23 protein-coding genes and 1 pseudogene are annotated in these 21,867 nt (G+C 66.3%); 17 read left to right on the top strand and 7 right to left on the bottom strand.

Annotation, left to right across the window (positions count from 1 at the left end):
* Window positions 1–77: 77 nt before the first annotated feature.
* The 3 genes from aceA to MNAB215_RS05155 all read left to right on the top strand — a co-directional run bounded on the left by aceA (window position 78) and on the right by MNAB215_RS05155 (window position 3,286).
* A complete protein-coding gene (gene aceA / locus MNAB215_RS05165) occupies window positions 78–1,364 on the top strand; it encodes an isocitrate lyase (protein WP_077077744.1) in 1,287 nt (428 codons plus the stop codon).
* 126 nt (window positions 1,365–1,490) lie between these two features.
* The gene (locus MNAB215_RS05160) at window positions 1,491–2,354 is read left to right on the top strand and encodes a 3-hydroxybutyryl-CoA dehydrogenase (RefSeq protein WP_077078434.1); all 864 of its coding nucleotides are present in this window, start codon (window positions 1,491–1,493) and stop codon (window positions 2,352–2,354) included.
* A gap of 71 nt (window positions 2,355–2,425) precedes the next feature.
* On the top strand, window positions 2,426–3,286 hold the full coding sequence (locus tag MNAB215_RS05155) for a cyclopropane mycolic acid synthase family methyltransferase (RefSeq protein ID WP_077077743.1): 861 nt from the start codon (window positions 2,426–2,428) through the stop codon (window positions 3,284–3,286).
* A 20-nt stretch (window positions 3,287–3,306) separates the two neighbouring features.
* Here the strand turns inward: MNAB215_RS05155 and pcaA are convergent, their stop codons facing one another.
* Window positions 3,307–4,170 carry a cyclopropane mycolic acid synthase PcaA gene (pcaA, locus tag MNAB215_RS05150; protein WP_077077742.1) on the bottom strand — a complete coding sequence of 288 codons (864 nt, stop codon included), beginning with the start codon at window positions 4,168–4,170 and terminating at the stop codon, window positions 3,307–3,309.
* A gap of 195 nt (window positions 4,171–4,365) precedes the next feature.
* Window positions 4,366–5,067 carry a TetR/AcrR family transcriptional regulator gene (locus MNAB215_RS05145; protein WP_077078433.1) on the bottom strand — a complete coding sequence of 234 codons (702 nt, stop codon included), beginning with the start codon at window positions 5,065–5,067 and terminating at the stop codon, window positions 4,366–4,368.
* A gap of 122 nt (window positions 5,068–5,189) precedes the next feature.
* Here MNAB215_RS05145 and MNAB215_RS05140 point away from each other — a divergent pair, with 122 nt between their 5' ends.
* The 6 genes and pseudogenes from MNAB215_RS05140 to deoC all read left to right on the top strand — a co-directional run bounded on the left by MNAB215_RS05140 (window position 5,190) and on the right by deoC (window position 9,443).
* Window positions 5,190–6,539, top strand: a complete 1,350-nt coding sequence (locus MNAB215_RS05140) for a DUF445 domain-containing protein (RefSeq protein ID WP_425436398.1) — start codon at window positions 5,190–5,192, stop codon at window positions 6,537–6,539.
* A gap of 100 nt (window positions 6,540–6,639) precedes the next feature.
* The gene (locus MNAB215_RS05135) at window positions 6,640–7,059 is read left to right on the top strand and encodes a helix-turn-helix domain-containing protein (protein ID WP_077077740.1); all 420 of its coding nucleotides are present in this window, start codon (window positions 6,640–6,642) and stop codon (window positions 7,057–7,059) included.
* A gap of 298 nt (window positions 7,060–7,357) precedes the next feature.
* Complete coding sequence (locus tag MNAB215_RS05130; RefSeq protein ID WP_077077739.1) at window positions 7,358–7,963, top strand: heparin-binding hemagglutinin; 606 nt, start codon at window positions 7,358–7,360, stop codon at window positions 7,961–7,963.
* A 72-nt stretch (window positions 7,964–8,035) separates the two neighbouring features.
* Complete coding sequence (locus MNAB215_RS05125; protein WP_077077738.1) at window positions 8,036–8,323, top strand: DUF2516 family protein; 288 nt, start codon at window positions 8,036–8,038, stop codon at window positions 8,321–8,323.
* Window positions 8,324–8,327: 4 nt separating this feature from the next.
* Window positions 8,328–8,763: pseudogene (locus MNAB215_RS05120) on the top strand (DUF2599 domain-containing protein).
* Window positions 8,763–9,443 (top strand): deoxyribose-phosphate aldolase, encoded by a 681-nt coding sequence (gene deoC / locus MNAB215_RS05115; RefSeq protein WP_077077736.1) that lies wholly within the window; start codon window positions 8,763–8,765, stop codon window positions 9,441–9,443. The pseudogene MNAB215_RS05120 and the gene deoC overlap by 1 nt, the downstream one beginning before the upstream one ends.
* 9 nt (window positions 9,444–9,452) lie before the next feature.
* Here the strand turns inward: deoC and MNAB215_RS05110 are convergent, their stop codons facing one another.
* The 3 genes from MNAB215_RS05110 to MNAB215_RS05100 are packed head-to-tail and all read right to left on the bottom strand — an operon-like array spanning window position 9,453 to window position 11,866.
* Complete coding sequence (locus MNAB215_RS05110) at window positions 9,453–10,487, bottom strand: LmeA family phospholipid-binding protein (protein ID WP_083746006.1); 1,035 nt, start codon at window positions 10,485–10,487, stop codon at window positions 9,453–9,455.
* Window positions 10,484–11,314, bottom strand: coding sequence for a carbon-nitrogen hydrolase family protein (locus MNAB215_RS05105; protein ID WP_077077735.1), 831 nt, complete (start codon window positions 11,312–11,314; stop codon window positions 10,484–10,486). The genes MNAB215_RS05110 and MNAB215_RS05105 overlap by 4 nt, the downstream gene beginning before the upstream one ends.
* Before the next feature lie 27 nt (window positions 11,315–11,341).
* A complete protein-coding gene (locus MNAB215_RS05100; RefSeq protein ID WP_077077734.1) occupies window positions 11,342–11,866 on the bottom strand; it encodes a DUF2505 domain-containing protein in 525 nt (174 codons plus the stop codon).
* A 26-nt stretch (window positions 11,867–11,892) separates the two neighbouring features.
* On the opposite strand from MNAB215_RS05100, the gene MNAB215_RS05095 reads away from it, so the two are divergent.
* Window positions 11,893–12,993: a UDP-N-acetylmuramate dehydrogenase gene (locus tag MNAB215_RS05095; RefSeq protein WP_077077733.1), complete on the top strand. Its 1,101-nt coding sequence runs from the start codon at window positions 11,893–11,895 to the stop codon at window positions 12,991–12,993.
* A gap of 25 nt (window positions 12,994–13,018) precedes the next feature.
* Window positions 13,019–14,392 carry a L,D-transpeptidase gene (locus MNAB215_RS05090; RefSeq protein WP_108637572.1) on the top strand — a complete coding sequence of 458 codons (1,374 nt, stop codon included), beginning with the start codon at window positions 13,019–13,021 and terminating at the stop codon, window positions 14,390–14,392.
* Here the strand turns inward: MNAB215_RS05090 and MNAB215_RS05085 are convergent.
* The gene (locus MNAB215_RS05085; RefSeq protein ID WP_077077731.1) at window positions 14,389–15,138 is read right to left on the bottom strand and encodes an SDR family oxidoreductase; all 750 of its coding nucleotides are present in this window, start codon (window positions 15,136–15,138) and stop codon (window positions 14,389–14,391) included. The genes MNAB215_RS05090 and MNAB215_RS05085 overlap by 4 nt on opposite strands.
* A gap of 169 nt (window positions 15,139–15,307) precedes the next feature.
* Between MNAB215_RS05085 and MNAB215_RS05075 the strand changes: the two genes are divergently transcribed.
* The 6 genes from MNAB215_RS05075 (at window position 15,308) to regX (ending at window position 21,391) form a co-directional block, all read left to right on the top strand.
* Entirely contained in the window at window positions 15,308–16,621 is a 1,314-nt protein-coding gene (locus MNAB215_RS05075; RefSeq protein ID WP_083746005.1) for an ROK family protein, read from the top strand.
* A gap of 57 nt (window positions 16,622–16,678) precedes the next feature.
* Window positions 16,679–18,013, top strand: coding sequence for a D-inositol-3-phosphate glycosyltransferase (mshA, locus tag MNAB215_RS05070; RefSeq protein WP_077077728.1), 1,335 nt, complete (start codon window positions 16,679–16,681; stop codon window positions 18,011–18,013).
* On the top strand, window positions 18,010–18,561 hold the full coding sequence (locus MNAB215_RS05065; RefSeq protein WP_077077727.1) for a type III secretion system chaperone family protein: 552 nt from the start codon (window positions 18,010–18,012) through the stop codon (window positions 18,559–18,561). Before mshA ends, MNAB215_RS05065 begins: the two co-directional genes overlap by 4 nt.
* 12 nt (window positions 18,562–18,573) lie before the next feature.
* Entirely contained in the window at window positions 18,574–19,329 is a 756-nt protein-coding gene (locus MNAB215_RS05060) for a phosphoglyceromutase (RefSeq protein WP_077077726.1), read from the top strand.
* Window positions 19,330–19,481: 152 nt separating this feature from the next.
* Window positions 19,482–20,711, top strand: coding sequence for a sensor histidine kinase (locus tag MNAB215_RS05055; RefSeq protein WP_108637534.1), 1,230 nt, complete (start codon window positions 19,482–19,484; stop codon window positions 20,709–20,711).
* The gene (regX, locus tag MNAB215_RS05050; protein WP_077077725.1) at window positions 20,708–21,391 is read left to right on the top strand and encodes a two-component sensory transduction protein RegX; all 684 of its coding nucleotides are present in this window, start codon (window positions 20,708–20,710) and stop codon (window positions 21,389–21,391) included. The genes MNAB215_RS05055 and regX overlap by 4 nt, the downstream gene beginning before the upstream one ends.
* On the opposite strand, the gene MNAB215_RS05045 is transcribed toward regX, so the two are convergent.
* The gene (locus MNAB215_RS05045) at window positions 21,388–21,867 is read right to left on the bottom strand and encodes an NUDIX hydrolase (protein ID WP_077077724.1); all 480 of its coding nucleotides are present in this window, start codon (window positions 21,865–21,867) and stop codon (window positions 21,388–21,390) included. The genes regX and MNAB215_RS05045 overlap by 4 nt on opposite strands.

The following is a 21,867-nucleotide window of genomic DNA, read 5'->3' as shown; positions in this document are numbered from 1 at the left end:
AGTGAAGTTAAGCCTCCGGCTACCGCTTTGACAGCGGTGAGGCGTTGCCCGTTCAACTGAGTTAAGGAGTAAGCCCAATGTCTGTCGTTGGCACCCCGAAGAGCGCCGAACAGATCCAGCACGACTGGGACACCAACCCGCGGTGGAAGGACGTCAGCCGCACCTTTAAGGCCGAAGACGTCGTCGCCCTGCAGGGCAGCGTGGTGGAGGAGAACACCCTGGCCCGCCGTGGCGCGGAGGTGTTGTGGAACCAGCTGCACGACCTGGAGTTCGTCAACGCGCTGGGCGCGCTGACCGGCAACATGGCGGTCCAGCAGGTGCGGGCCGGCCTGAAGGCCATCTACCTCTCGGGGTGGCAGGTCGCCGGTGACGCGAACCTCTCGGGCCACACCTACCCCGACCAGAGCCTGTACCCGGCCAACTCGGTCCCGCAGGTCGTCCGCCGGATCAACAACGCGCTGCTGCGCGCCGACCAGATTGCCAAGGTCGAGGGTGACCGGTCCGTGGAAAACTGGCTCGCCCCGATCGTCGCCGACGGTGAGGCCGGCTTCGGTGGCGCGCTCAACGTCTACGAGCTGCAGAAGGCGATGATCGCCGCCGGTGTCGCCGGTTCGCACTGGGAGGACCAGCTGGCCTCGGAGAAGAAGTGCGGCCACCTCGGTGGCAAGGTGCTGATCCCGACCCAGCAGCACATCCGCACCCTGACCTCGGCCCGCCTGGCGGCGGACGTGTCGGACGTGCCGACCGTCGTGATCGCCCGTACCGATGCCGAGGCGGCGACGCTGATCACCTCCGACGTCGACGAGCGGGATCAGCCGTTCATCACCGGTGAGCGGACCAAGGAAGGCTTCTACCGGGTCAAGAACGGCCTGGAGCCGTGCATCGCCCGGGCCAAGGCCTACGCGCCCTACTCCGACCTGATCTGGATGGAGACCGGCACCCCGGACCTCGAGCTGGCGGCGAAGTTCGCCGAGGGAGTCAAGAGCGAGTTCCCCGACCAGATGCTGGCCTACAACTGCTCGCCGTCGTTCAACTGGCGCAAGCACCTCGACGACGCGACTATCGCGAAGTTCCAGAAGGAGCTCGGTGCGATGGGCTTCAAGTTCCAGTTCATCACGCTGGCCGGCTTCCACGCCCTGAACTACTCGATGTTCGATCTGGCCTACGGCTACGCCCGCAACCAGATGAGCGCCTACGTCGAGCTGCAGGAGCGCGAGTTCGACGCCGAGGAGCGCGGCTACACCGCGACCAAGCACCAGCGCGAGGTCGGCGCCGGTTACTTCGACCGGATCGCCACCACCGTCGACCCGACGTCGTCGACCACGGCCCTGACCGGTTCCACCGAAGAAGGTCAGTTCCACTGAGTCTGAACTGACTCGCACGCCGGGCAGACGCAGAATCGCACTTCTACAGCCCAGATGAAGCGATTCTGCGTCTTCTCGCGCGTGTAAGGTGCGTTGCACCACAGGATGATTCAGGAGAAACAAGCATTGAGTGACGCAGCGATCCAGCGGGTGGGGGTTGTCGGGGCCGGGCAGATGGGATCCGGTATCGCCGAAGTCTCCCTACGTGCGGGTGTCGGCGTGGCCGTGTACGAGGCCACCGAGGCGTTGGTCACGGCGGGACGCAACCGCATTGTGAAGTCGCTGGAGCGTGGCGTCAGCGCGGGCAAGGTGACCGAGCGCGAGCGCGACCGCGCGCTGAGCAACCTCACCTTCACCACCGACCTGGCTGACTTCGCCGACCGGCAGCTGGTCATCGAGGCCATCGTCGAAGACGAGGCCGTCAAGGCGAAGATCTTCGCCGAGTTGGACCGGGTCATCACCGATTCCGACGCGGTCCTGGCGTCCAACACCTCGAGCATCCCGATCATGAAGATCGCTGCCGCGACCAAGAACCCGCAACGGGTACTGGGCCTGCACTTCTTCAATCCCGTGCCGGTGCTGCCCCTGGTCGAGCTGGTCAGCACGCTGGTCACCGACGAAGCCGCGGCCGCGCGCACCGAGGAGTTCGCCGGCGCGGTTCTGGGCAAGCAGGTGGTGCGCTGCTCCGACCGGTCGGGCTTCGTCGTGAACGCGCTCCTGGTGCCCTATCTGCTGTCCGCGGTCCGCATGGTCGAGGCCGGCTTTGCCACCGTCGAAGATGTCGACAAAGCCGTTGTTGCCGGGCTGTCGCACCCGATGGGCCCGCTGCGGCTGTCCGACCTGGTCGGCCTGGACACCCTGAAGCTGATCGCGGACAAGATGTTCGACGAATTCAAGGAACCCCATTTCGCTCCGCCGCCGTTGCTGCTGCGAATGGTCGAGGCGGGCCGCCTGGGTAAGAAATCGGGACAAGGCTTCTACACGTACTGATGCGTGCCGTAGGGCGGCCTCGCGTCGGGTACCATTCGCGTCGGGCAACTTACGAGAGGTATCCACGAAGCATGAGCCAGTTGCGGCCTTATTACGAAGAGTCTCAGTCCATTTACGACGTCTCCGACGAGTTCTTCGCGCTATTTCTAGACCCCACCATGGCTTACACGTGCGCGTACTTCGAGCGCGACGACATGACGCTCGAAGAGGCATCGAACGCGAAATTCGACCTCGCCCTGGGAAAGCTGAACCTCGAGCCGGGCATGACGTTGCTGGACATCGGCTGCGGCTGGGGCGGTGCGCTGGTGCGCGCGATCGAGAAGTACGACGTCAACGTGATCGGTATCACGTTGAGTCGCAACCAGTTCGAGTACAGCAAGGCCAAGCTCGCCAAGATCCCCACCGACCGCACCGTCGAGGTGCGGCTGCAGGGCTGGGAGGAGTTTGAGGACAAGGTCGACCGGATTGTCACCATCGGCGCCTTCGAAGCGTTCAAGATGGAACGGTATGCCGCGTTCTTCGACCGGTCCTTCAATGCTCTTCCCGATGACGGCCGTATGTTGTTGCACACAATTTTGACGTACACCCAGAAGCAACAGTTCGAACGCGGTGTGTCAATAACCATGCGCGACATCCGATTTGCGCGTTTTATCGGCACCGAGATTTTCCCGGGCGGACAGTTGCCGGCTCAGGAAGACATTTTCAAGTTCGCGGGCGACGCGGGGTTCTCGGTCGAACGGGTGCAGCTGCTGCAGGAGCACTACGAGCGAACGCTGAATATCTGGGCGGCCAATCTGGAAGCCAACAAGGACAAGGCCATCGAGATCCAGTCAGAGGCCGTGTACGACAAGTACATGCACTACCTGACCGGGTGCGAGAACTTCTTCCGCAAGGGCATCAGCAACGTGGGGCAGTTCACCCTGGTGAAGTAGGGCTGCCGTTGTCGCCAGGACTACTTTTCCAACGTGAATTGGTCGACGTCCGTGTAGCCCTGGTGGAACAGCTTCGCGCAGCCCGTCAGGTACTTCATGTAACGGTCGTAGACCGTTTGCGACTGGATCTCGATGGCCTTGTCCTTGTTGGCTTCCAGCGCGGCGGCCCAGATCTCCAGGGTTCGCGCGTAGTGCAGCTGCAAGGACTGGGTCCGGGTGAGCGTGAAGCCGGCGTCGGAAGCGTGCTCTTCCACCAACGCGGGGGTGGGCAGCCAGCCGCCGGGGAAGATCTCGGCCAGGATGAACTGGGTGAAGTGAACGACTTCGTGGGTCAGCGGCAGGCCTTTGGCTCTGGCCTCCTTGAACGGGGGGCGCACGATGGTGTGCAGCATCAGCACGCCGTCGGCGGGCAGCACCGAGTGCGCCATCTCGAAGAACCGGGCCCATCGCGAGCGGCCGAAGTGCTCGAATGCCCCGATCGACACGATGCGGTCGACGGGCTCGCCGAAATTTTCCCAGCCCTCCAGCAAGACTCGCCGGGTGCGCGTGGTGTCCAGCTGATCGAACGACTTCTGGACGTGCGCGGCCTGGTTCTCGGACAACGTCAGGCCCACGACGTTGACGTCGTATTTCTCGATGGCGCGCCGCAGGGTGGCGCCCCAGCCGCAACCGATGTCCAGCAGCGTCATCCCGGGCTCGAGGCGCAGCTTGGACAGCGAGAGGTCGATCTTGGCGAGCTGCGCCTGTTCCAGCGTCATGTCGTCTTGGTCGAAGTACGCGCAGCTGTAGGTCTGCGAGGGGTCCAGAAAGAGACGGAAGAAGTCGTCAGAGAGATCGTAGTGCGCTTGCACGTTGCCGAAATGCGGCGTGAGCTGCACGGACATTAGGGGAGGAGCCTTTCTGTATTCCGGTGCGCGGGGGACGCTGGCAGGCGAGACAACTCGGTCTGCCCCGGATGCATCTCTGCATGGTATCGGGTGGAGAAGGTTAGGGCCGCATACTCGGCCGGGACATAGGGTCACACGGGCGGGGTGGCATTGACAAAACGAGCGATGTCGTACGGGTAGCCGGAGGAGGGTTCAGCGCTCCCGAGGTGGCGCGATCGGCGTTGGATGCGGCTCGGCGCGGAACTTCTCCAGCGAGCCGCCGACCTGCACGATGCCGCACAGCGCGTTCCAGCTGAGCATGGTCAGGTAGTCGATCAGCTCGTCGCGGGTCATCCGGGGATCCGACATCCACGAGTGGGTGGCCAGCTGCACGCCGCCGACGATCAGGTACGACCAGGGCTCCGCCCCGCCGGTTTCCACCCCGCCCTCGCGCATGCGACGGCGCATCAGCACCGCGATCATGCGGGCGATGATGCGCTCGGAGTCGGCGATCACCTTGCTCTTACTGGCCGAACTGTTGGCCATCACGAAGCGGTAGGGCTCGGGTTCGTTCGCCACCGTTTCGACGTACACCCGAATGACCTCGCGGGTCAGGTCGAGACCGTCCAGATCCGAGGTCAGTGCGGCGGCCATGTTGGGGATCAGCGTGGTCTGGGTGAATCGCATCATCACCGCGGTCGTCAGGTCGTTCTTGTCGACGAAGTAGCGATAGAGCACCGTCTTCGAGACGCCGATCTCCGCGGCGATCTCGTCCATGCTCAGGTAGCGGCCTAGGCGGCGAATCGCTTCGATGGTGCCGTCGACGAGCTCGTTGCGCCGCTCCACCTTATGTTGGTGCCAGCGCCGCTTACGGCCATCCGTCTTCGCGGTTATTGCCGGGATTCGCTCTGCCACAGTCGACGATTCCATTCCTAGACGCACTCGATAGTACGGCTCGCGGACCTGGCAGGCGGACGGGACGCGGGTATCGCGAACAGCTGCGGTAACACTTACTCGTCCCGGCAATACATGATGGTGTGGTGGCACATCGCGCCCCCCAAGCATCCGCGGCATCGGAACCTCCCGTGCCGGAACGGGCTCGCACGTCCCTAGCGGAATCGTTCGCAGGTGCCGATCCGGAGGCCGACGCCGAGCGCCGGGTGGCCCTGCGCCGGATGAAGCTGGTGGCGCTGAGTTTCTTGATCGGCGCCACGGTCGTGTTCCTCGCCTGCCGATGGGCACAGGCCCACGGCGCGACGGGTACCTGGGTCGGCTACGTGGGCGCGGCCGCGGAGGCCGGCATGGTGGGCGCGCTGGCCGACTGGTTCGCGGTGACCGCGCTGTTCAAGCATCCGCTCGGCATACCCATCCCGCACACCGCGATTATCAAGCGCAAGAAGGACCAGCTCGGCGAGGGTCTGGGGACGTTCGTGCGGGAGAACTTCCTGTCTCCACCGGTGGTGGAGGCCAAAATTCGTGACGCGCAGGTCCCCGGCCGGCTCGGTAAGTGGCTGTCCGAGAGGGCGCACGCCGAACGGGTGGCCAGCGAGACGGCCACGGTGCTGCGTGTGCTGGTCGAGCTATTGCGCGACGAGGACGTTCAGCAGGTGATCGACCGGATGATCGTGCGCCGGATCGCCGAACCGCAGTGGGGCCCGCCGGTGGGTCGGGTACTGGCGACGCTGTTGGCCGAGAACCGGCAGGAAGCGCTGATCCAGTTGTTGGCCGACCGGGCGTTTCAGTGGTCGCTGAACGCGGGCGAGATCATCCAGCGGGTGGTCGAACGTGATTCGCCGACCTGGTCGCCGCGCTTCATCGACCATCTCGTCGGCGATCGCATCCATCGCGAGTTGATGGACTTCACCGACAAGGTGCGCCGTAATCCCGATCACGAGTTGCGGCGTTCGGCGACCCGCTTCCTCTTCGAGTTCGCCGATGACCTGCAGCACGACCCCGACACCATCGCGCGGGCGGATGCCGTCAAAGAGCAATTGATGGCTCGCGACGAGATCGCCAACGCTGCGGCGACGGCATGGAAGACGCTCAAGCGGTTGGTGCTCGAGGGCGTGGATGACCCGTCTTCCGCGTTGCGCACCCGCGTCGCCGACAGCGTGATGCGCATCGGGGAACGGCTGCGCGACGACGCCGACCTACGCGACAAGGTCGACAATTGGATCGTGCGTGCTGCCCAGCATCTGGTGACGCAGTACGGCATTGAGATCACCGCGATCATCACCGACACGATCGAGCGTTGGGATGCCGAGGAGGCCAGTCGGCGCATCGAACTGCACGTTGGCCGCGACCTGCAGTTTATTCGGATCAACGGCACCGTGGTGGGCGCCCTGGCGGGGCTGGCGATCTACGCCGTCGCGCAGCTGTTCTTCTAGCGCCGCTTTCTAGTAGTGCTAACAAGTGCTTGCAAAAGCAAGCACCGTTCCGTAGGCTGATGCCCATCGGCCATCGGCCATCGGACCAGAGGAGCGCGGCATGCCACCGGAGGAGAAGCTCTCCGCCAAGGTGTCCACGGCCGCGTCCGACATGGCTTCCGACATCGGCACCTTCATCAGGACCCAGCGGGAAAATGCCCAGGTCTCAGTGCGGCAGCTCGCCGAACGGGCGGGCGTCAGCAACCCGTACCTGAGTCAGGTGGAGCGCGGGCTGCGCAAGCCGTCCGCCGATGTGCTCAACCAGATCGCCAAGGCCCTGCGGGTTTCCGCCGAGGTGCTCTACGTGCAGGCCGGCATGCTCGAACCGAGCGATAAAAGCCAGGTGCGTGACGCCATCGTCACCGATACGGCGATCACCGAGCGGCAGAAGCAAGTGCTGCTCGACATCTACGCCTCTTTCACCCAACAAGGTGAATCGATCCACGAGGAGTGTCCGACCGATGACGACGGTCAGGCATAGACCAGCGGCCTTCGGGTTACCCACAGTCAAGTCAGCTAATCCTTCGGGCAATAGCCGGCGAAATACCGACAACGCTCTCGATGCCCGCCAGCCTGAGCGTCGGGTGCAGGCAAGGCAGACACCCGATACGCATTCGATCCTCAACCCGACCCGACCGATCAGGAGGTTTTCCGGCAAGTCGCGTGCCACGTCAATTCGCGGGTCTTGACCCTCCTCGCAGAGGAGCCGACGCTTGCCCTCCACCTTCTTAGAACGACGCAAACAGATCACTGAAAAAACACCATGAAAGGAAGAAACCATGGCTGAAAACTCGAACATCGAAGAATTGCGGGCTCCGTTGCTGGCTGCCCTGGGCGCCGCCGACCTGGCACTGGCCACCGTCAACGAGCTGCTCACCGGCCTGCGGGAGCGCGCCGAAGACACCCGCTCCGAAACCCGTAGCCGCGTCGAGGAGAGCCGTGCTCGCCTGGCCAAGCTGCAGGACGAGCTGCCGGAGCAGGTCACCGAGCTGCGCGAGCGGTTCACCCCCGAGGAGCTGCGCAAGGCTGCCGAGGGTTACCTGGACGCCGCGACCAACCGGTACAACGAGCTGGTCGAGCGTGGCGAAACCGCGCTGCAGCGGCTTCGCAGTCAGCGGCCGTTCGAGGAGACCACGGCACGCGCCGAGGGCTACGTAGACCAGGCCGTCGAGCTGACCCAAGAGGCGCTGGGCACTGTGGCGACGCAGACCCGCGCGGTCGGTGAGCGTGCGGCCAAGCTGGTCGGCATCGAGCTGCCCAAGAAGGCGGAGTCGGTCAAGGCGGCCGCCAAGAAGGCCCCGGCCAAGAAGGCTCCGGCAAAGAAGGCTCCGGCTAAGAAGGCTCCGGCCAAGAAGTCGGCGGCCAAAAAGGTCACCCAGAAGTAGTTCGAACTCCGAGTTGCCCTTCGGGGCAACTCGGAGTCGACGTTTTTGGCGGTGCCCGCATACCCTTAAGGCGTGAACCACGCCGTCGGAACCGTCATGTTGGTCTTGCAGATCGCCGTTCTGGTGATGGCGGTGTATGCGTTCATACACGCCGCGATGCAGCGAACCGACGCCTACACCGCAGCCGACAAGCTGACCAAGCCGGTCTGGCTGGTAATCCTGGGCCTAGCGGTCGCCCTGACGTCCATCCTGAGTTTCATCTTCGGCGTGCTCGGCATGGCGATCGCGGCCTGCGCGGCCGGCGTGTATCTGGTTGACGTGCGTCCCAAGCTCCTCGAAGTTCAGGGTAAGTCGCGCTGACGGGATGAAGGCCCTGCTAGCCGTCCCGGCGGCGGTGACGGCCGTACTGCTGGGCGTATTTCCGGCTGCGGCCTCGGCCGATCCCGGCGACGGGGCCGCCCACTCCCGGGTACTCGCCGCCCTACATCGATCACACCCAGTGGACGCAGTGGCAGCGGCTGACCAGCCTGCGGGTTTTCCCGACACCATCTGGCCGGTTGGCCTCCAGGCAACCCGGTTCGGACGCCGCCGCGGACGAGGCATGGGCCGAGGTGCTCACCAAGTCGTCGCACGCCGACACCCCCGGCATGCGCGCGCAATTCGTTTGCCATTGGCAGTTCGCTGAAATCGTGCAACCCGGCAAGCCCAGCTGGAACCTCGAGCCGTGGCGGCCGGTCGTCGATGACGCCGAAATGGTTGCGTCCGGATGTAATCCGGGCGGTCAGGAGGAGCCGTTCTAGTGGCAGGCCACCCCAGCCGAGGACATGTCGCCGCACTGGTTGACCACACGTTGCTCAAACCCGAGGCCACCGAGGCCGATGTGGTCGCGCTGGTCGTCGACGCCGTCGAGCTCGGCGTCTACGCGGTGTGCGTTTCGCCGTCGATGGTGCCAACCGCCGTCGCCACCGCCGACGGCGGGGTGCGGGTTGCCGCGGTGGCCGGTTTTCCGTCGGGCAAGCATGTCCCGGCGGTCAAGGCTCACGAGGCGGCGCTGGCGGTGGCATGCGGTGCCGTCGAGATCGACATGGTCATCGACGTCGGCGCCGCGCTGGCCGGAGACCTCGACGCGGTGCGCCTCGACATCGAGGCGGTGCGCGCCGCGGTACCGGCGGCGGTGCTCAAGGTGATCGTGGAATCGGCTGTGCTGCTTAATCTTTCGGGCGAGCGCCCGCTCACGGAGGTATGTCACGCCGCCGCGGCGGCGGGTGCAGACTTCGTCAAGACGTCAACCGGATTCCACCCGGCGGGCGGCGCGTCGGTGCGCGCGGTCGAGGTGATGGCAGCGACCGTCGGCGGGCGGCTTGGCGTCAAGGCCAGCGGCGGCATCCGGACGGCCGCCGACGCCATCGCGATGCTGGATGCCGGCGCCACCCGGCTCGGCCTGTCCGGGACCCGGTCCGTGCTCGACGGCCTCGGCTAGGCGCAGCCGTCAGATGTTGGCGAAGCAGGGGTCGTTGTTGTTGCCGGCCGGGATGGTCGCGTTCTGAGTGGAGAACTGGCTGGTCACACCGGTCGACGTCACCTGAACGCTGTCCGCGTGGATACCCAGCGGGAAGTTCTTGGTCAGGCTTGAGGTCAACGCATCCAGGTACGGCTGGATGGTTTCCTTCGGCACGGTGATGCCGAGCGGGTTGAAACTCTGGATCTGCAGCTGCAACCCGGTGCCGGATACCACCGGCTTGACCGTGATGTTGTCCAGCGGTCCCTTGAGCTCGATGGTGCCGTCGGCAGGGTGAGTGATCACGGTGCTGATGACGGCGGGACCGAGGAGCGGAATCTGGTTCTGCACAGACTGTTTGATGCCGTCACTCGTCCAGTCGATGGTGGCGACGAGCGATCCGATGGTGCCCTTCGATGTGGAGGTCTGCTTGTCGAGGTCGACATCTTTGATGTTGATGGCGATTTTCATGCCCTTGGCATCGCGGATCTGGTTGCCCGCCGTCGACACCGAGATGTTGGTGAACCGGTTGGTGGCGAGCTGCCACAGCAGCAACGGCGTCACTCCGAACGAGGCCGTGGCCTGATCGTTGACCTCGCACGCCACCGCCTGGGCGACCTTGCTTTGCGCGTCGTGACGGGCGTACAGCTCGCCGCCGATCAGCCCCGCCAGCACCAGCGACACCACGATGATGGCGATGAGCACGATGGACAGCGGGTCGCGCAGGGAGCGCTTTTTACGCTGCTTCGCCGGTGGGGGTTCGTGGTCGGGTGTGGCCAGCCGTTCCGTCGGCCCCGGGGGAACCGGCGGCGGTGGGGGACCGGGCTGCGGCGCGTTGGCATGACCCACGCCGAACTGCTCGGTCCGCTCCTGCGACAACGGCACGCTGGGCGCAGGTTGCCCCGGGGGGCCGGTGTGGATGTGCTCGGTGGGGCGCTCAGTCGGTTGCTGGCCGAACGGGCCCTGGCTGCCGGGACGGCCCCACGTCGACGGGCCCTCGGGTGGTGGTCCTGGTGGGTTCGTCACCCAATCGATTCTGCCCTATCGGCACGAGCAAAGTCAGAGCGGTTGCGTAGCACCGCGATGCTCTCCCGAGCGTCGGCCACCCGGTCGACGTCGATGTCGGTGACCACCAAGTCGGGATGGGCGCCGGCCGACGCCACCACTTCGCCGAACGGCGACGCCACCAAGCTCCCGCCCACGCCGGTCGGCGCGCCCGAGCCACCCAGCGCCTCACCGGGATCGGCCTGCCCCACCGCGGCGATGTAGCTCATCGAGTCCAGTGCCCGCGCCCGAGCCAGCAGCGTCCACTGCTCGAGTTTGCCGGGGCCCGAACCCCATGACGCGCAGGCCGTGACGAGCTGGGCGCCGCGGCGGGCCAGCTCGGTGTAGAGGGCGGGGAAGCGGATGTCGTAGCAAACCGTCAGCCCGACAGTCACACCGTCGACCGTGATCACTACCGGCTCGCGCCCGGCGGCCACCGTCCGTGACTCGGTAAAGCCGAACGCGTCGTAGAGGTGGATCTTGTCGTAGTGGGCGTCGGGCTGATTCGGTGAGCCCGGCCCGGCGGCGATCAGCGTGTTCCTCACCCGCCCGTCCCCGGACGGGGTGAACATGCCGGCAATCACGGTCAGGCCGGAGTCGCTGGCGATGCGCCGGACGCCGTCGCCCCACGGCCCGTCGACGGGCTCGGCGATCGGTGCCAGCGGGACGCCGAAGCGGCACATGGTCGCCTCCGGGAACACCACCAGCGTCGCCCCCGCGTCCGCGGCGCGGGCCGTGTACTCGCGGACCAGCTGCAGATTCGCCGCCGGATCGGTGCCACTGAGGATCTGCGCCAGCGCGATTCGCATAGGCCCCAGCTTAAAAGCCGAGTGGCTTCAGGCGTTGTTGGTGATCCATTGGGAGGTGAACTGCTGTTCTGCCATCACCAGGTTGGCCAGTTGGGTGCCGATGACCTTCTCCACCTTGCCGCCGATGAGGGGGATCCTGACGTGCACCGTGAGCTGGCACTCCAGCCGGGAGCCGCCCGACTCCGCCGCGGGGTACAGCAACGCGGTGCCCGACACCTTCGCCGGCGCACCCGCCACCGATCCGGTGAAGGTCCCCTTGGCGGTGCCGTCGTCGACCAGGTCCCAGCTCTCCTCGCGGGTGATGCGGATGTCGCCCCGGTGCAGCTGGGACATCATCGCCGGCAGCTTATTGCTATGCACGACCTGCAGGGTGACCACCTCGATGGTCCCGGCGTCTCCGGGATCGCCACCGACTCGAAGCGACTCCAGCTTCGCCTCGTCGACGCCGGATCCGGCCAGCCTGGCCAACCAGTAGTCCGCCTCGGTGAAGGCCCGCAGGACGTCTTCCACGCTGTCCTGGTATTCGGCGGACAAGTCAAATGAACGCGGCATAGCTGGTCAGGCTACCGTTACGGGCGATGAATCGGAGCGGTGTCGGGTCGCAATTTGCCGGCGCGTCGGTCGCCGAAGCGGTGCCGCTGGCGCCGTTGACCACCTTGCGGATCGGGCCGGTCGCGCACCGCCTGATCACCTGCACCAGCACCGACCAAGTGGTGGCCGTTTTGCGGCTGCTGGATGCCGAAACACGCGGGCCCGATCGCGGTCCGCTGCTGGTCTTGGCCGGTGGCTCCAACCTGGTGATCGCCGACACCCTTACCGACCTGACCGCGGTGCGGATGGCCAACGACGGCATCACCATCGACGGCAACATGGTGCGCGCCGAGGCGGGCGCGGTCTGGGACGACGTCGTGGTCGCAGCCATCGAGCGCGGCCTGGGTGGGCTGGAATGCCTGTCCGGCATCCCCGGATCGGCCGGGGCCACGCCGGTGCAGAACGTCGGCGCCTATGGCGCGGAAGTGTCGGACACCATCACACGGGTCCGGGTGTTGGACCGCAGCAGCGGGGACGTGCGCTGGATACCTGGCGACGAGCTTGGTTTCGGGTACCGCACCAGCGTCTTCAAACGCGCAGGCAGTGTTCACACCCCCACGGTCGTGCTGGAAGTGGAGTTCGCGCTGGATGCATCCGGCCGCAGCGCGCCGCTGCGCTACGGCGAGCTGACGGCGGCGCTGGGCGCCGACAGCGGCGAGCGGGCCGATCCGCGTGCGGTGCGCGAGGCGGTGCTGTCGCTGCGTGCTCGCAAGGGCATGGTGCTCGACGCGGCCGACCACGACACGTGGAGCGTGGGTTCGTTCTTCACCAACCCGGTCGTGACGCCGGAAAGCTACGGGCGGCTGGCCGCCCGGATCGACGTCCCGGTGCCGCACTATCCCGCACCCGACGGCGTCAAGCTGGCCGCCGGCTGGCTGGTGGAGCGGGCAGGATTCGGCAAGGGCTATCCGGACGACGACGCGGCCCCCTGCCGGTTGTCCACCAAGCACGCGCTGGCGCTGACCAACCGCGGCGGCGCCAGCGCGGAAGACGTGATTGCGTTGGCCCGCACCATCCGAGACGGGGTTCACGACGTGTTTGGCATCACACTCGAGCCGGAGCCCGTGCTGCTAGGTTGCACCCTGTAGCTGTCTCTTCAGCCCAGCTGTGACGCTGTCACCGAGCCGTCGTGACCGGGGCAGGGGCGGTGTCCCGGTATCTTTGAGTGTCGTGAACACAACCAGTGGCCAGCCGCCGATCAACCGGCGCCTGGCTTTGGCGGCCCTTGGGCTCGGTGTGTTCGCTCCCAGCGTTTTGGCGGCCTGCGACAGCCCCGCGGCCAAGCAACAAGCGGACAAAAAAGAGCAGCCGGCGGCGCGCCTGAAGTTCCAGCCCGCCGACGCGGCCAGCGACGTGGTCCCGATCGCACCGATCAGCGTGCAGATCGCCGACGGGTGGTTTCAGAAGGTCGCGTTGACCAATTCGGCGGGCAAAGCCATCGCCGGGGCCTTCAACGACGATCGCACCGTCTACACGATCACCGAACCGCTGGGCTACGACGCCACCTACACCTGGAGCGGCTCGGCCGTGGGCCACGACGGCAAGGCCGTTAACGTCGCGGGCAAGTTCACCACCGTGACGCCCAGCAAGAAGGTCGACGGCGGATTCCAGTTGGCCGACGGCCAGACCGTGGGGGTCGCGGCGCCGATCATCATCCAGTTCGATGCGCCGATCAGCGACAAGGCCGCCGTCGAGAGGGCGCTGACCGTCACCACCAACCCGCCCGTCGAGGGCAGCTGGGCCTGGCTGCCGGACGAGGTGGGAGGCGCCCGCATCCACTACCGGACCCGCGAGTACTACCCGGCGGGCACCACCGTCAACGTCGACGCCAAGTTCTACGGGCTGCCGTTCGGGGATGGCGCCTACGGCCTGCAGGACATGTCGCTGAAGATCCAGATCGGCCGCAAGCAGGTGGTCAAGGCCGAGGTCACCTCGCACCGCATCCAGGTGGTCCGCGACGAGGGCGTCATCATGGACTTCCCGTGCAGCTACGGCGAGGCCGACAAGGCCCGCAACGTCACCCGCAACGGCATCCATGTGGTCACCGAGAAGTACGCGGACTTCTACATGTCCAACCCGGCCGCCGGCTACACCAACGCCCACGAACGCTGGGCGGTGCGGATCTCCAACAACGGCGAGTTCATCCACGCCAACCCTTCGAGCGCAGGCGCGCAGGGCAACACCAACGTCACCAACGGCTGCATCAACCTGTCGACCGAAAATGCCGCGGAGTACTACCCCACAGCGATCTACGGCGACCCGGTCGAGGTGACCGGAAGCTCAATCCAGTTGTCCTACTCTGACGGCGACATCTGGGACTGGGCCGTGGACTGGAATACCTGGGTCGCGATGTCGGCGCTACCGGCAGCGAATGGGCGCCCGCCGTCGACGCAAATCCCGGTGACCGCGCCGGTCACGCCGTCGACCGCGCCCAGCCTGTCGGGGACCCCGACGACGACCACCACCTCGCCCAGCCCCGGCGGCTAGCTCCGGCGGTTGAACCTCGAAGCGCTGGCCTGATCGCGCGGCCGGATCACGATCAGGTCCAGGTCGACGTGTGCGGGCCGCGAGGCCACGAATCCGATGACCTCGGCCACGTCGGCGGCCACCAGCGGTGTGATGCCGTTGTAGACCGCGTCCGCGCGCTGCTCGTCGCCGTCGAAGCGGACCAGTGAGAACTCGGTTTCGACTGCGCCAGGGGCGATTTCGGTGAGCCGCACCGGCTTTCCCAATAGCTCGCCGCGCAATGTGCGGTGCAGCGCGCCCTGGGCGTGTTTGGCGGCCGTGTAGCCGGCACCGCCGTCGTAGACCTCGAGCGCCGCGATCGAGGTGACGGTGACGATCAGGCCGTCGCCGGAGTCGATGAGCTTGGGCAGCAGCGCGCGGGTGACCCGCAGCGTGCCGAGCACGTTGGTCTCCCACATCCACCGCCAGTGGTCCAAATCAGAGTCGACGACGAACGCCAGTCCGCGCGCCCCGCCCGCATTGTTGACCAGCACATCGACCCGGCTTAATTGGCTCGCCAGTTGCGCGACCGCGTCGTCATCTGTGACGTCAGCCACAATTGCGGTGCCGCCAATCTCGCGCGCGAGTGCGTTTATCCGGTCCGCTCGCCGCGCCACGGCGACTACGTGAAACCCAAGGGCTGCAAGGTTTTTGGCGGTTGCTTCGCCGATGCCCGAGCTGGCGCCGGTGACCACCGCGGTTCGTTGGTCCGCATTAGCTGAAGTCATCGAGACAACTCTAATAAACGTGCTAAATTCCTCTTGTGCATCACAGCGCCTTGTTCAACACCGCCGCCGCGTGTCTTTGCGCGGCATGTGCGTGTTGTTGCCGCGCACTTTGCCGCGCCTGACTCGCAGCAGGTGGGGCCGAAGACCGGCCATAGGACTCGGACAAAGGATGCTCGTGCGCTCGACAACTCTCACTCACACACACCATTCCACTACTCGCAAGGGTCACCTGCGGTTACACCGCCAGATCCTGCCGCCGGCGCTGCACATTGCTGACACAGCGGCGGCATCCGTATTCCGCGCGGTGCGGCTGCGTGGCCCGGTTGGCCGCGACGTCATCGCCGGCGTCACCTCGCTGAGCATCGCCACGGTGAACCGTCAGGTCATCTCGCTGCTCGACGCGGGCCTGCTGCGGGAACGCGCCGACCTGGCCGTCTCCGGGGCCATCGGGCGTCCCCGGGTGCCCGTAGAAATCAACCACGAACCGTTCGTCACGCTGGGTATTCACGTCGGTGCGCGGACCACCAGCATCGTGGCCGCCGACCTGTTCGGCCGCACGCTGGACACCGTCGAGACCCCGACGCCGCTGAGCCCGGCCGGGCCCGCGCTGAACTCGCTGGCCGAGAGCGCGAGCCGGTACCTGCGGCGCTGGCATCGCCGCCGGCCGCTGTGGGTCGGCGTCGCGATCGGTGGCACCGTCGACAGCGCCACCGGCCACGTCGATCACCCGAGGCTGGGCTGGCGCCAGGCTCCGGTCGGTCCGGTGCTGGCCGACGCGCTGAGCCTGCCCGTATCGGTGGCTTCGCACGTCGACGCCATGGCCGGAGCCGAGCTTCTACTCGGAATGCGGCGGTTCGCGCCCAGCTCACCGACCAGCCTCTACGTCTACGCACGCGAGACTGTGGGGTACGCGCTGGTGATCGGCGGACGGGTGCACTGCCCGTCCAGCGGTCCCGGCACGATCGCGGGCCTGCCCGCGTATTCCGAGTTGCTGGGTGGCTCCGGGCAACTGGAGTCGACGGTCAGCGACGAAGCGGTGCTGGCCGCCGCCCGCAAGCTGCGCATCCTGCCCACGGCTCCGCCGGGCCGGTCTAACGGCTCGGCGGCCGGCATCACCGACCTACTGAAGCTGGCCCGGGCCGGTAATCAGCCGGCCAAGGAACTTCTCACGGAGCGGGGCCGCGTGCTCGGCGAGGCGGTCGCGTTGCTGCGCGATCTGCTCAACCCCGACGAGCTGGTGGTCGGTGGCCAGGCATTCACCGAGTATCCGGAGGCCATGGAACGGGTCGAGGCGGCATTCACCGAGCGTTCGGTGCTGGCGCCGCGGGACATCCGCGTCACCGCGTTCGGCAATCGGGTGCAGGAGGCCGGGGCGGGCATCGTGTCGTTGGGCGGGCTGTACGCCGACCCGCTCGGTGCGATGCGTCGCGCCGGTGCGCTCGGCTCACGGCTGTCGGAGATCGCTCCCGAGACTTCTGCTTAGCGCGAAGTCGCCCGCACGCTCGAACTGGTCTGCGGCCGGTCCTGTAAAGATGAGAGTGTGCGGCACGACGACGTCCTCCAGCTGAACGATCCGCGCCGAGTCGCCGTGGTGGCCGTCCATACCTCGCCACTGGCCCAGCCGGGCACCGGCGACGCCGGCGGGATGAACGTCTACGTGCTGCAAAGCGCGCTGCACCTGGCGCGGCGGGGCATCGAGGTGGAGATCTTCACCCGGGCCACCGCGTCCGCCGACCCGCCGGTGCAGCGGGTGGCGCCCGGCGTGCTGGTGCGCAACGTGGTGGCGGGACCGTTCGAGGGCCTGGACAAATACGATCTGCCCACCCAGCTGTGTGCATTCGCGGCCGGGGTCCTGCGCGCCGAGGCATCCCACGAGCCGGGCTACTACGACATCGTGCACTCGCACTACTGGCTGTCCGGTCAGGTCGGTTGGCTGGCCCGCGACCGCTGGGCGGTGCCGCTGGTGCACACCGCCCACACGCTGGCCGCGGTGAAGAACGCCGCACTCGCCGACGGCGACACACCCGAGCCGCCGCTGCGTACGGTCGGCGAGCAGCAGGTCGTCGACGAGGCCGACCGGCTGATCGTCAACACCGATGATGAAGCGCAGCAACTGGTTTCGATCCATCACGCCGAGCGGGCGAAAATCGACGTGGTTCACCCCGGCGTCGACCTGGAGGTGTTCCGCCCGGGTGACCGCTTGGCCGCACGGGCCGCACTGGGGCTGGCGCCGGACGAAGACGTGGTGGCGTTCGTCGGTCGGATCCAGCCGCTGAAGGCGCCCGATATCGTGCTGCGCGCCGCGGCGAAGTTGCCGGGGGTGCGGGTGGTGGTGGCCGGCGGTCCGTCGGGCAGCGGGCTGGCCACTCCGGACGGGCTGGTCCGTCTGGCCGACGAACTCGGCATCACCGAGCGGGTGACCTTCCTGCCGCCGCAGTCCAGGGAAAATCTGGCCACCTTGTTCCAGGCCGCCAATTTGGTTGCGGTACCGAGCTATTCGGAGTCGTTCGGTTTGGTTGCCCTGGAGGCGCAGGCGTGTGGCACACCGGTGGCTGCGGCCGCGGTCGGCGGGCTGCCGGTGGCAGTGCGCGACGGGGTCACCGGCACGTTGGTGTCCGGGCACGACGTCGGCGACTGGGCGCATGCGCTCGACGAGCTGCTGCGCGTGGGCGCCGAACCCCGGGGCCGGGCGATGAGCCGCGCGGCCGCGGCCCACGCGGCGACGTTCTCGTGGGATCACACGACCGATGCGCTGCTGGCCAGCTATCGCCGTGCGATCGGCAATTTCACGGCCGGGCGCCAGCGGCGGGTGCGCGATCGGCTCTCGGCGCGCAAGCCGCGCCGCTGGACATCTCGCCGGGGGGTGGGAGCATGAATTCAACCGTGCAGAACGTGATCGAGCGCGCGCTGCAGGCCAGCGACCTGACGTACTCGAAACATGATGGCGCACATGGCGGTCTGGGCGGCCTGATAGTCGAGCTACCCGGCGAGCGAAAGCTCAAGACCAACACCATCCTGAGCATCGGGGAGCACTCGGTGCGCGTCGAGGCGTTCGTCTGCCGCAAGCCCGACGAGAACCACGAGGGCGTTTACCGGTTTCTGCTCAAGCGCAACCGCCGCCTCTACGGGGTCGCCTACACGCTGGACAACGTCGGCGACATCTACCTGATCGGCCGGATGTCGCTGGCATCGGTGGATGCCGACGAGATCGACCGGGTGTTGGGGCAAGTGCTCGAAGCGGTGGATTCGGACTTTAATACGTTGCTGGAGTTGGGTTTTCGCTCGTCGATCCAGAAAGAGTGGGACTGGCGGGTGTCCCGCGGCGAGTCGTTGAAGAACCTGGAGGCCTTCGCCCATCTGATCGATGACGACAGCGAAGACGACGATGACGACTCTCACAATGAGGGTGGCGCACGGCCGTGAAATGCTAGTCCAATGGGACAGCGAGACTCTGGCACCTTGGTGCTGCTCCGCCACGGCGAAAGCGAATGGAATTCCCTCAACCTGTTCACCGGGTGGGTCGACGTCGGGCTGACCGACAAAGGCCGGGCTGAGGCGGTCCGAAGCGGCGAATTGTTCGCCCAGCACAACCTGCTGCCCGACGTGTTGTATACCTCGCTGCTGCGGCGTGCGATCACCACCGCGCACTTGGCGCTGGATGCCGCCGACCGGCTGTGGATCCCGGTCCAGCGCAGCTGGCGGCTCAACGAACGCCACTACGGCGCCCTGCAGGGCCTGGACAAGGCCGAAACCAAGGCCAAGTACGGCGACGAGCAGTTCATGACCTGGCGGCGCAGCTATGACACGCCCCCGCCGCCGATCGAGAAGGGCAGCGAGTTCAGCCAGGACGCCGACCCTCGCTACGCCAACATCGGCGGCGGCCCGCTCACCGAATGCCTGGCCGACGTGGTGGCCCGCTTCCTGCCGTATTTCACCGACGTCATCGTCCCGGATCTGCGGACCGGCAAGACGGTGCTGATCGTCGCGCACGGCAACTCGCTGCGGGCCTTGGTGAAGTACCTCGATCAGATGTCCGACGAAGATGTCGTCGAGCTGAACATTCCCACCGGCATTCCGCTGCGCTACGACTTGGACGCCGATTTGCGGCCGGTGGTGCCTGGCGGTACGTACTTGGACCCCGAGGCGGCCGCTGCGGGCGCCGCGGCGGTAGCCAGTCAGGGATCCAAGTAGCGTGCCTTTTTCGCCCCGCCGTGAGCTGAAAAGCCCCAATGGCCAAACATCGTGTGAACGACGGCCGAACACCTGTGGCTCAAGTTGTGACTTGTCCGGTTTTAGCCTCGTTCCGCTAGGGCTGCGTTCACCAAATTTGTAGGATTTTGTGCGTGACCGTGTTCTCGGCGCTGTTGCTGGCCGGGGTGTTGTCCGTGCTGGCGCTGGTCGTAGGTGTGGCGACCGGCACTCGGTTGTCTCCGCGTATAGCGCGACGCCGCCAACGAGTGACCGCTGAGTCGACCGGGATCACCGTTGCCCAGATGCTGCAACGCATCGTCGCGCTGATGCCGATGGGCGCCGCGGTGGTGGACACTCACCGCGACGTCGTCTATCTCAACGATCGGGCCAGGGAGTTGGGCCTGGTGCGCGACCGGCAACTCGACGATCAGGCGTGGCAGGCCGCACAGCAGGCGCTGACCGGTGCCGACGCCGAATTCGACCTACAGCCACACAAACGCGCGGGCACCGGCAGGGCGGGCATATCGGTGCACGGACAGGCTCGGTTGTTGAGCGAGATAGACCGCCGCTTCGCCGTGGTCTTCGTGCACGACCAGTCCGATCACGCCCGGATGGAAGCGACCCGGCGCGACTTCGTGGCCAACGTCAGCCACGAGCTCAAGACGCCGGTCGGCGCGATGGCCCTGCTCGCCGAGGCCCTGCTGGCGTCGGCGGACGACTCCGAGACCGTGCGCCGATTCGCCGAGAAGGTGCTCATCGAGGCGAACCGTCTGGGGGACATGGTCGCCGAGCTCATCGAGCTGTCCCGGTTGCAAGGTGCCGAGCAGTTGCCGAACGTGATCGACGTCGACGTCGATTCTGTTGTCTCGGAGGCGATTTCACGCCACAAAGTGGCCGCTGAAAACGCCAATATCGAGGTTCGCACCGACGCTCCCAGCGGCTTGCGGGTGCTCGGCGACCAGACACTGTTGGTCACCGCGTTGGCCAACCTCGTCTCCAATGCCATCGCCTATTCGACTCCCGGTTCGCCGGTGTCGATCAGCCGTCGCCGTCGCGGCGAGAACATCGAGATCGCCGTCACCGACCGCGGCATCGGGATCGCGCTGGAAGACCAGGAGCGGGTCTTCGAGCGATTCTTCCGCGGCGACAAGGCGCGTTCGCGCGCCACCGGCGGCAGCGGGCTGGGGCTGGCCATCGTCAAACACGTCGCGGCCAACCACAACGGCAGCATCGGCGTGTGGAGCAAGCCGGGGACCGGATCCACCTTCACCTTGTCGATCCCGGCGTATCAGGACAACGACGGCGATGAGGAACTAGAGCAACCCCGGGCCCGCGAGGTGCGGCCCAACAGGTCCCAACGAGAGGAAGAACTAAGTCGATGACCAGTGTGCTGATCGTGGAAGACGAGGAGTCGCTTGCCGATCCGCTGGCCTTTCTCCTCCGCAAGGAGGGCTTCGAGGCCACGGTAATGACCGATGGCCCGGCAGCGCTCGCCGAATTCGATCGTGCCGGTGCCGACATCGTGCTACTCGATTTGATGCTGCCCGGCATGTCGGGCACTGACGTGTGCAAGCAGCTGCGGGCCCGCTCCAGCGTTCCGGTCATCATGGTGACGGCCCGCGACAGCGAGATCGACAAGGTGGTCGGCCTGGAGCTGGGCGCCGATGACTATGTGACCAAGCCGTATTCGGCGCGTGAACTCATCGCCCGGATCCGGGCGGTGCTGCGCCGTGGTGGCGACGACGATTCCGAAATCAGTGACGGTGTCCTGGAATCGGGTCCGGTGCGGATGGACGTCGAGCGTCACGTCGTCTCGGTCAACGGCGACGCAATTACTTTGCCGCTCAAGGAATTCGACCTGCTCGAATACCTGATGCGCAACAGCGGCCGAGTGCTCACCCGTGGGCAACTGATCGATCGGGTCTGGGGCGCCGACTACGTCGGCGACACCAAGACGCTCGACGTCCACGTCAAGCGCCTGCGGTCCAAGATCGAAGCCGACCCGGCCAACCCGGTTCACCTGGTGACGGTTCGGGGGCTGGGCTACAAGCTCGAGGGCTAGCCGGGGCTGGTGATTTCGAAAATGGTGCGGGCATCGTCGCTGACGCTCAACGTGATGCGCCGATGCATGTTTTCCGTCATTGGCGGAAGCTGATCGAGGTCGAACCAGGCCGCTTCGGTGCTCTCGTCATCGGCGGCAAACGGTTCCCCGGATAACCACTCCATCCGGAACACGTGGTTCAGATACTGGGCCTGATCACCATTGGCGTGCACGGTCGGCTTCGTCACATGCACCCACGCGAGCTTGGTAGCCCGCGCGCTGACTCCGGTTTCCTCGAGTACCTCACGGGCAGCGCCGTCCGCCGGATTTTCGCCGGGCTCGAGGATTCCGGTCACGGCGGTCCAAGCGCCATTGTCTGATCGCTTGACTAGCAATACTTTTCGGTCCCGGACCGTGACGGCGGTGATGCCGGCCAACCATAACGGCGCATGGCCGACGGCGCGACGCAGCTCGACGATGAATTCGGGAATTGGCAC

This window comes from Mycobacterium numidiamassiliense (assembly GCF_900157365.1).
GTDB classification, from domain to species: Bacteria; Actinomycetota; Actinomycetes; order Mycobacteriales; family Mycobacteriaceae; genus Mycobacterium; species Mycobacterium numidiamassiliense.
Note: the sequence above shows the minus strand (reverse complement) of the source record. Positions and strands in the feature narration are given on the sequence as shown.

Coding starts and splice junctions, on each gene's coding strand:
- MNAB215_RS05075 (WP_083746005.1), top strand. CDS start 15,308: ATGCTCGTGCGCTCGACAACTCTCACTCACACACACCATTCCACTACT.
- MNAB215_RS05095 (WP_077077733.1), top strand. CDS start 11,893: ATGAATCGGAGCGGTGTCGGGTCGCAATTTGCCGGCGCGTCGGTCGCC.
- MNAB215_RS05100 (WP_077077734.1), bottom strand. CDS start 11,866: ATGCCGCGTTCATTTGACTTGTCCGCCGAATACCAGGACAGCGTGGAA.
- aceA (WP_077077744.1), top strand. CDS start 78: ATGTCTGTCGTTGGCACCCCGAAGAGCGCCGAACAGATCCAGCACGAC.
- MNAB215_RS05060 (WP_077077726.1), top strand. CDS start 18,574: ATGGGACAGCGAGACTCTGGCACCTTGGTGCTGCTCCGCCACGGCGAA.
- MNAB215_RS05065 (WP_077077727.1), top strand. CDS start 18,010: ATGAATTCAACCGTGCAGAACGTGATCGAGCGCGCGCTGCAGGCCAGC.
- MNAB215_RS05105 (WP_077077735.1), bottom strand. CDS start 11,314: ATGCGAATCGCGCTGGCGCAGATCCTCAGTGGCACCGATCCGGCGGCG.
- MNAB215_RS05135 (WP_077077740.1), top strand. CDS start 6,640: ATGCCACCGGAGGAGAAGCTCTCCGCCAAGGTGTCCACGGCCGCGTCC.
- regX (WP_077077725.1), top strand. CDS start 20,708: ATGACCAGTGTGCTGATCGTGGAAGACGAGGAGTCGCTTGCCGATCCG.
- pcaA (WP_077077742.1), bottom strand. CDS start 4,170: ATGTCCGTGCAGCTCACGCCGCATTTCGGCAACGTGCAAGCGCACTAC.
- MNAB215_RS05130 (WP_077077739.1), top strand. CDS start 7,358: ATGGCTGAAAACTCGAACATCGAAGAATTGCGGGCTCCGTTGCTGGCT.
- MNAB215_RS05155 (WP_077077743.1), top strand. CDS start 2,426: ATGAGCCAGTTGCGGCCTTATTACGAAGAGTCTCAGTCCATTTACGAC.
- MNAB215_RS05085 (WP_077077731.1), bottom strand. CDS start 15,138: ATGACTTCAGCTAATGCGGACCAACGAACCGCGGTGGTCACCGGCGCC.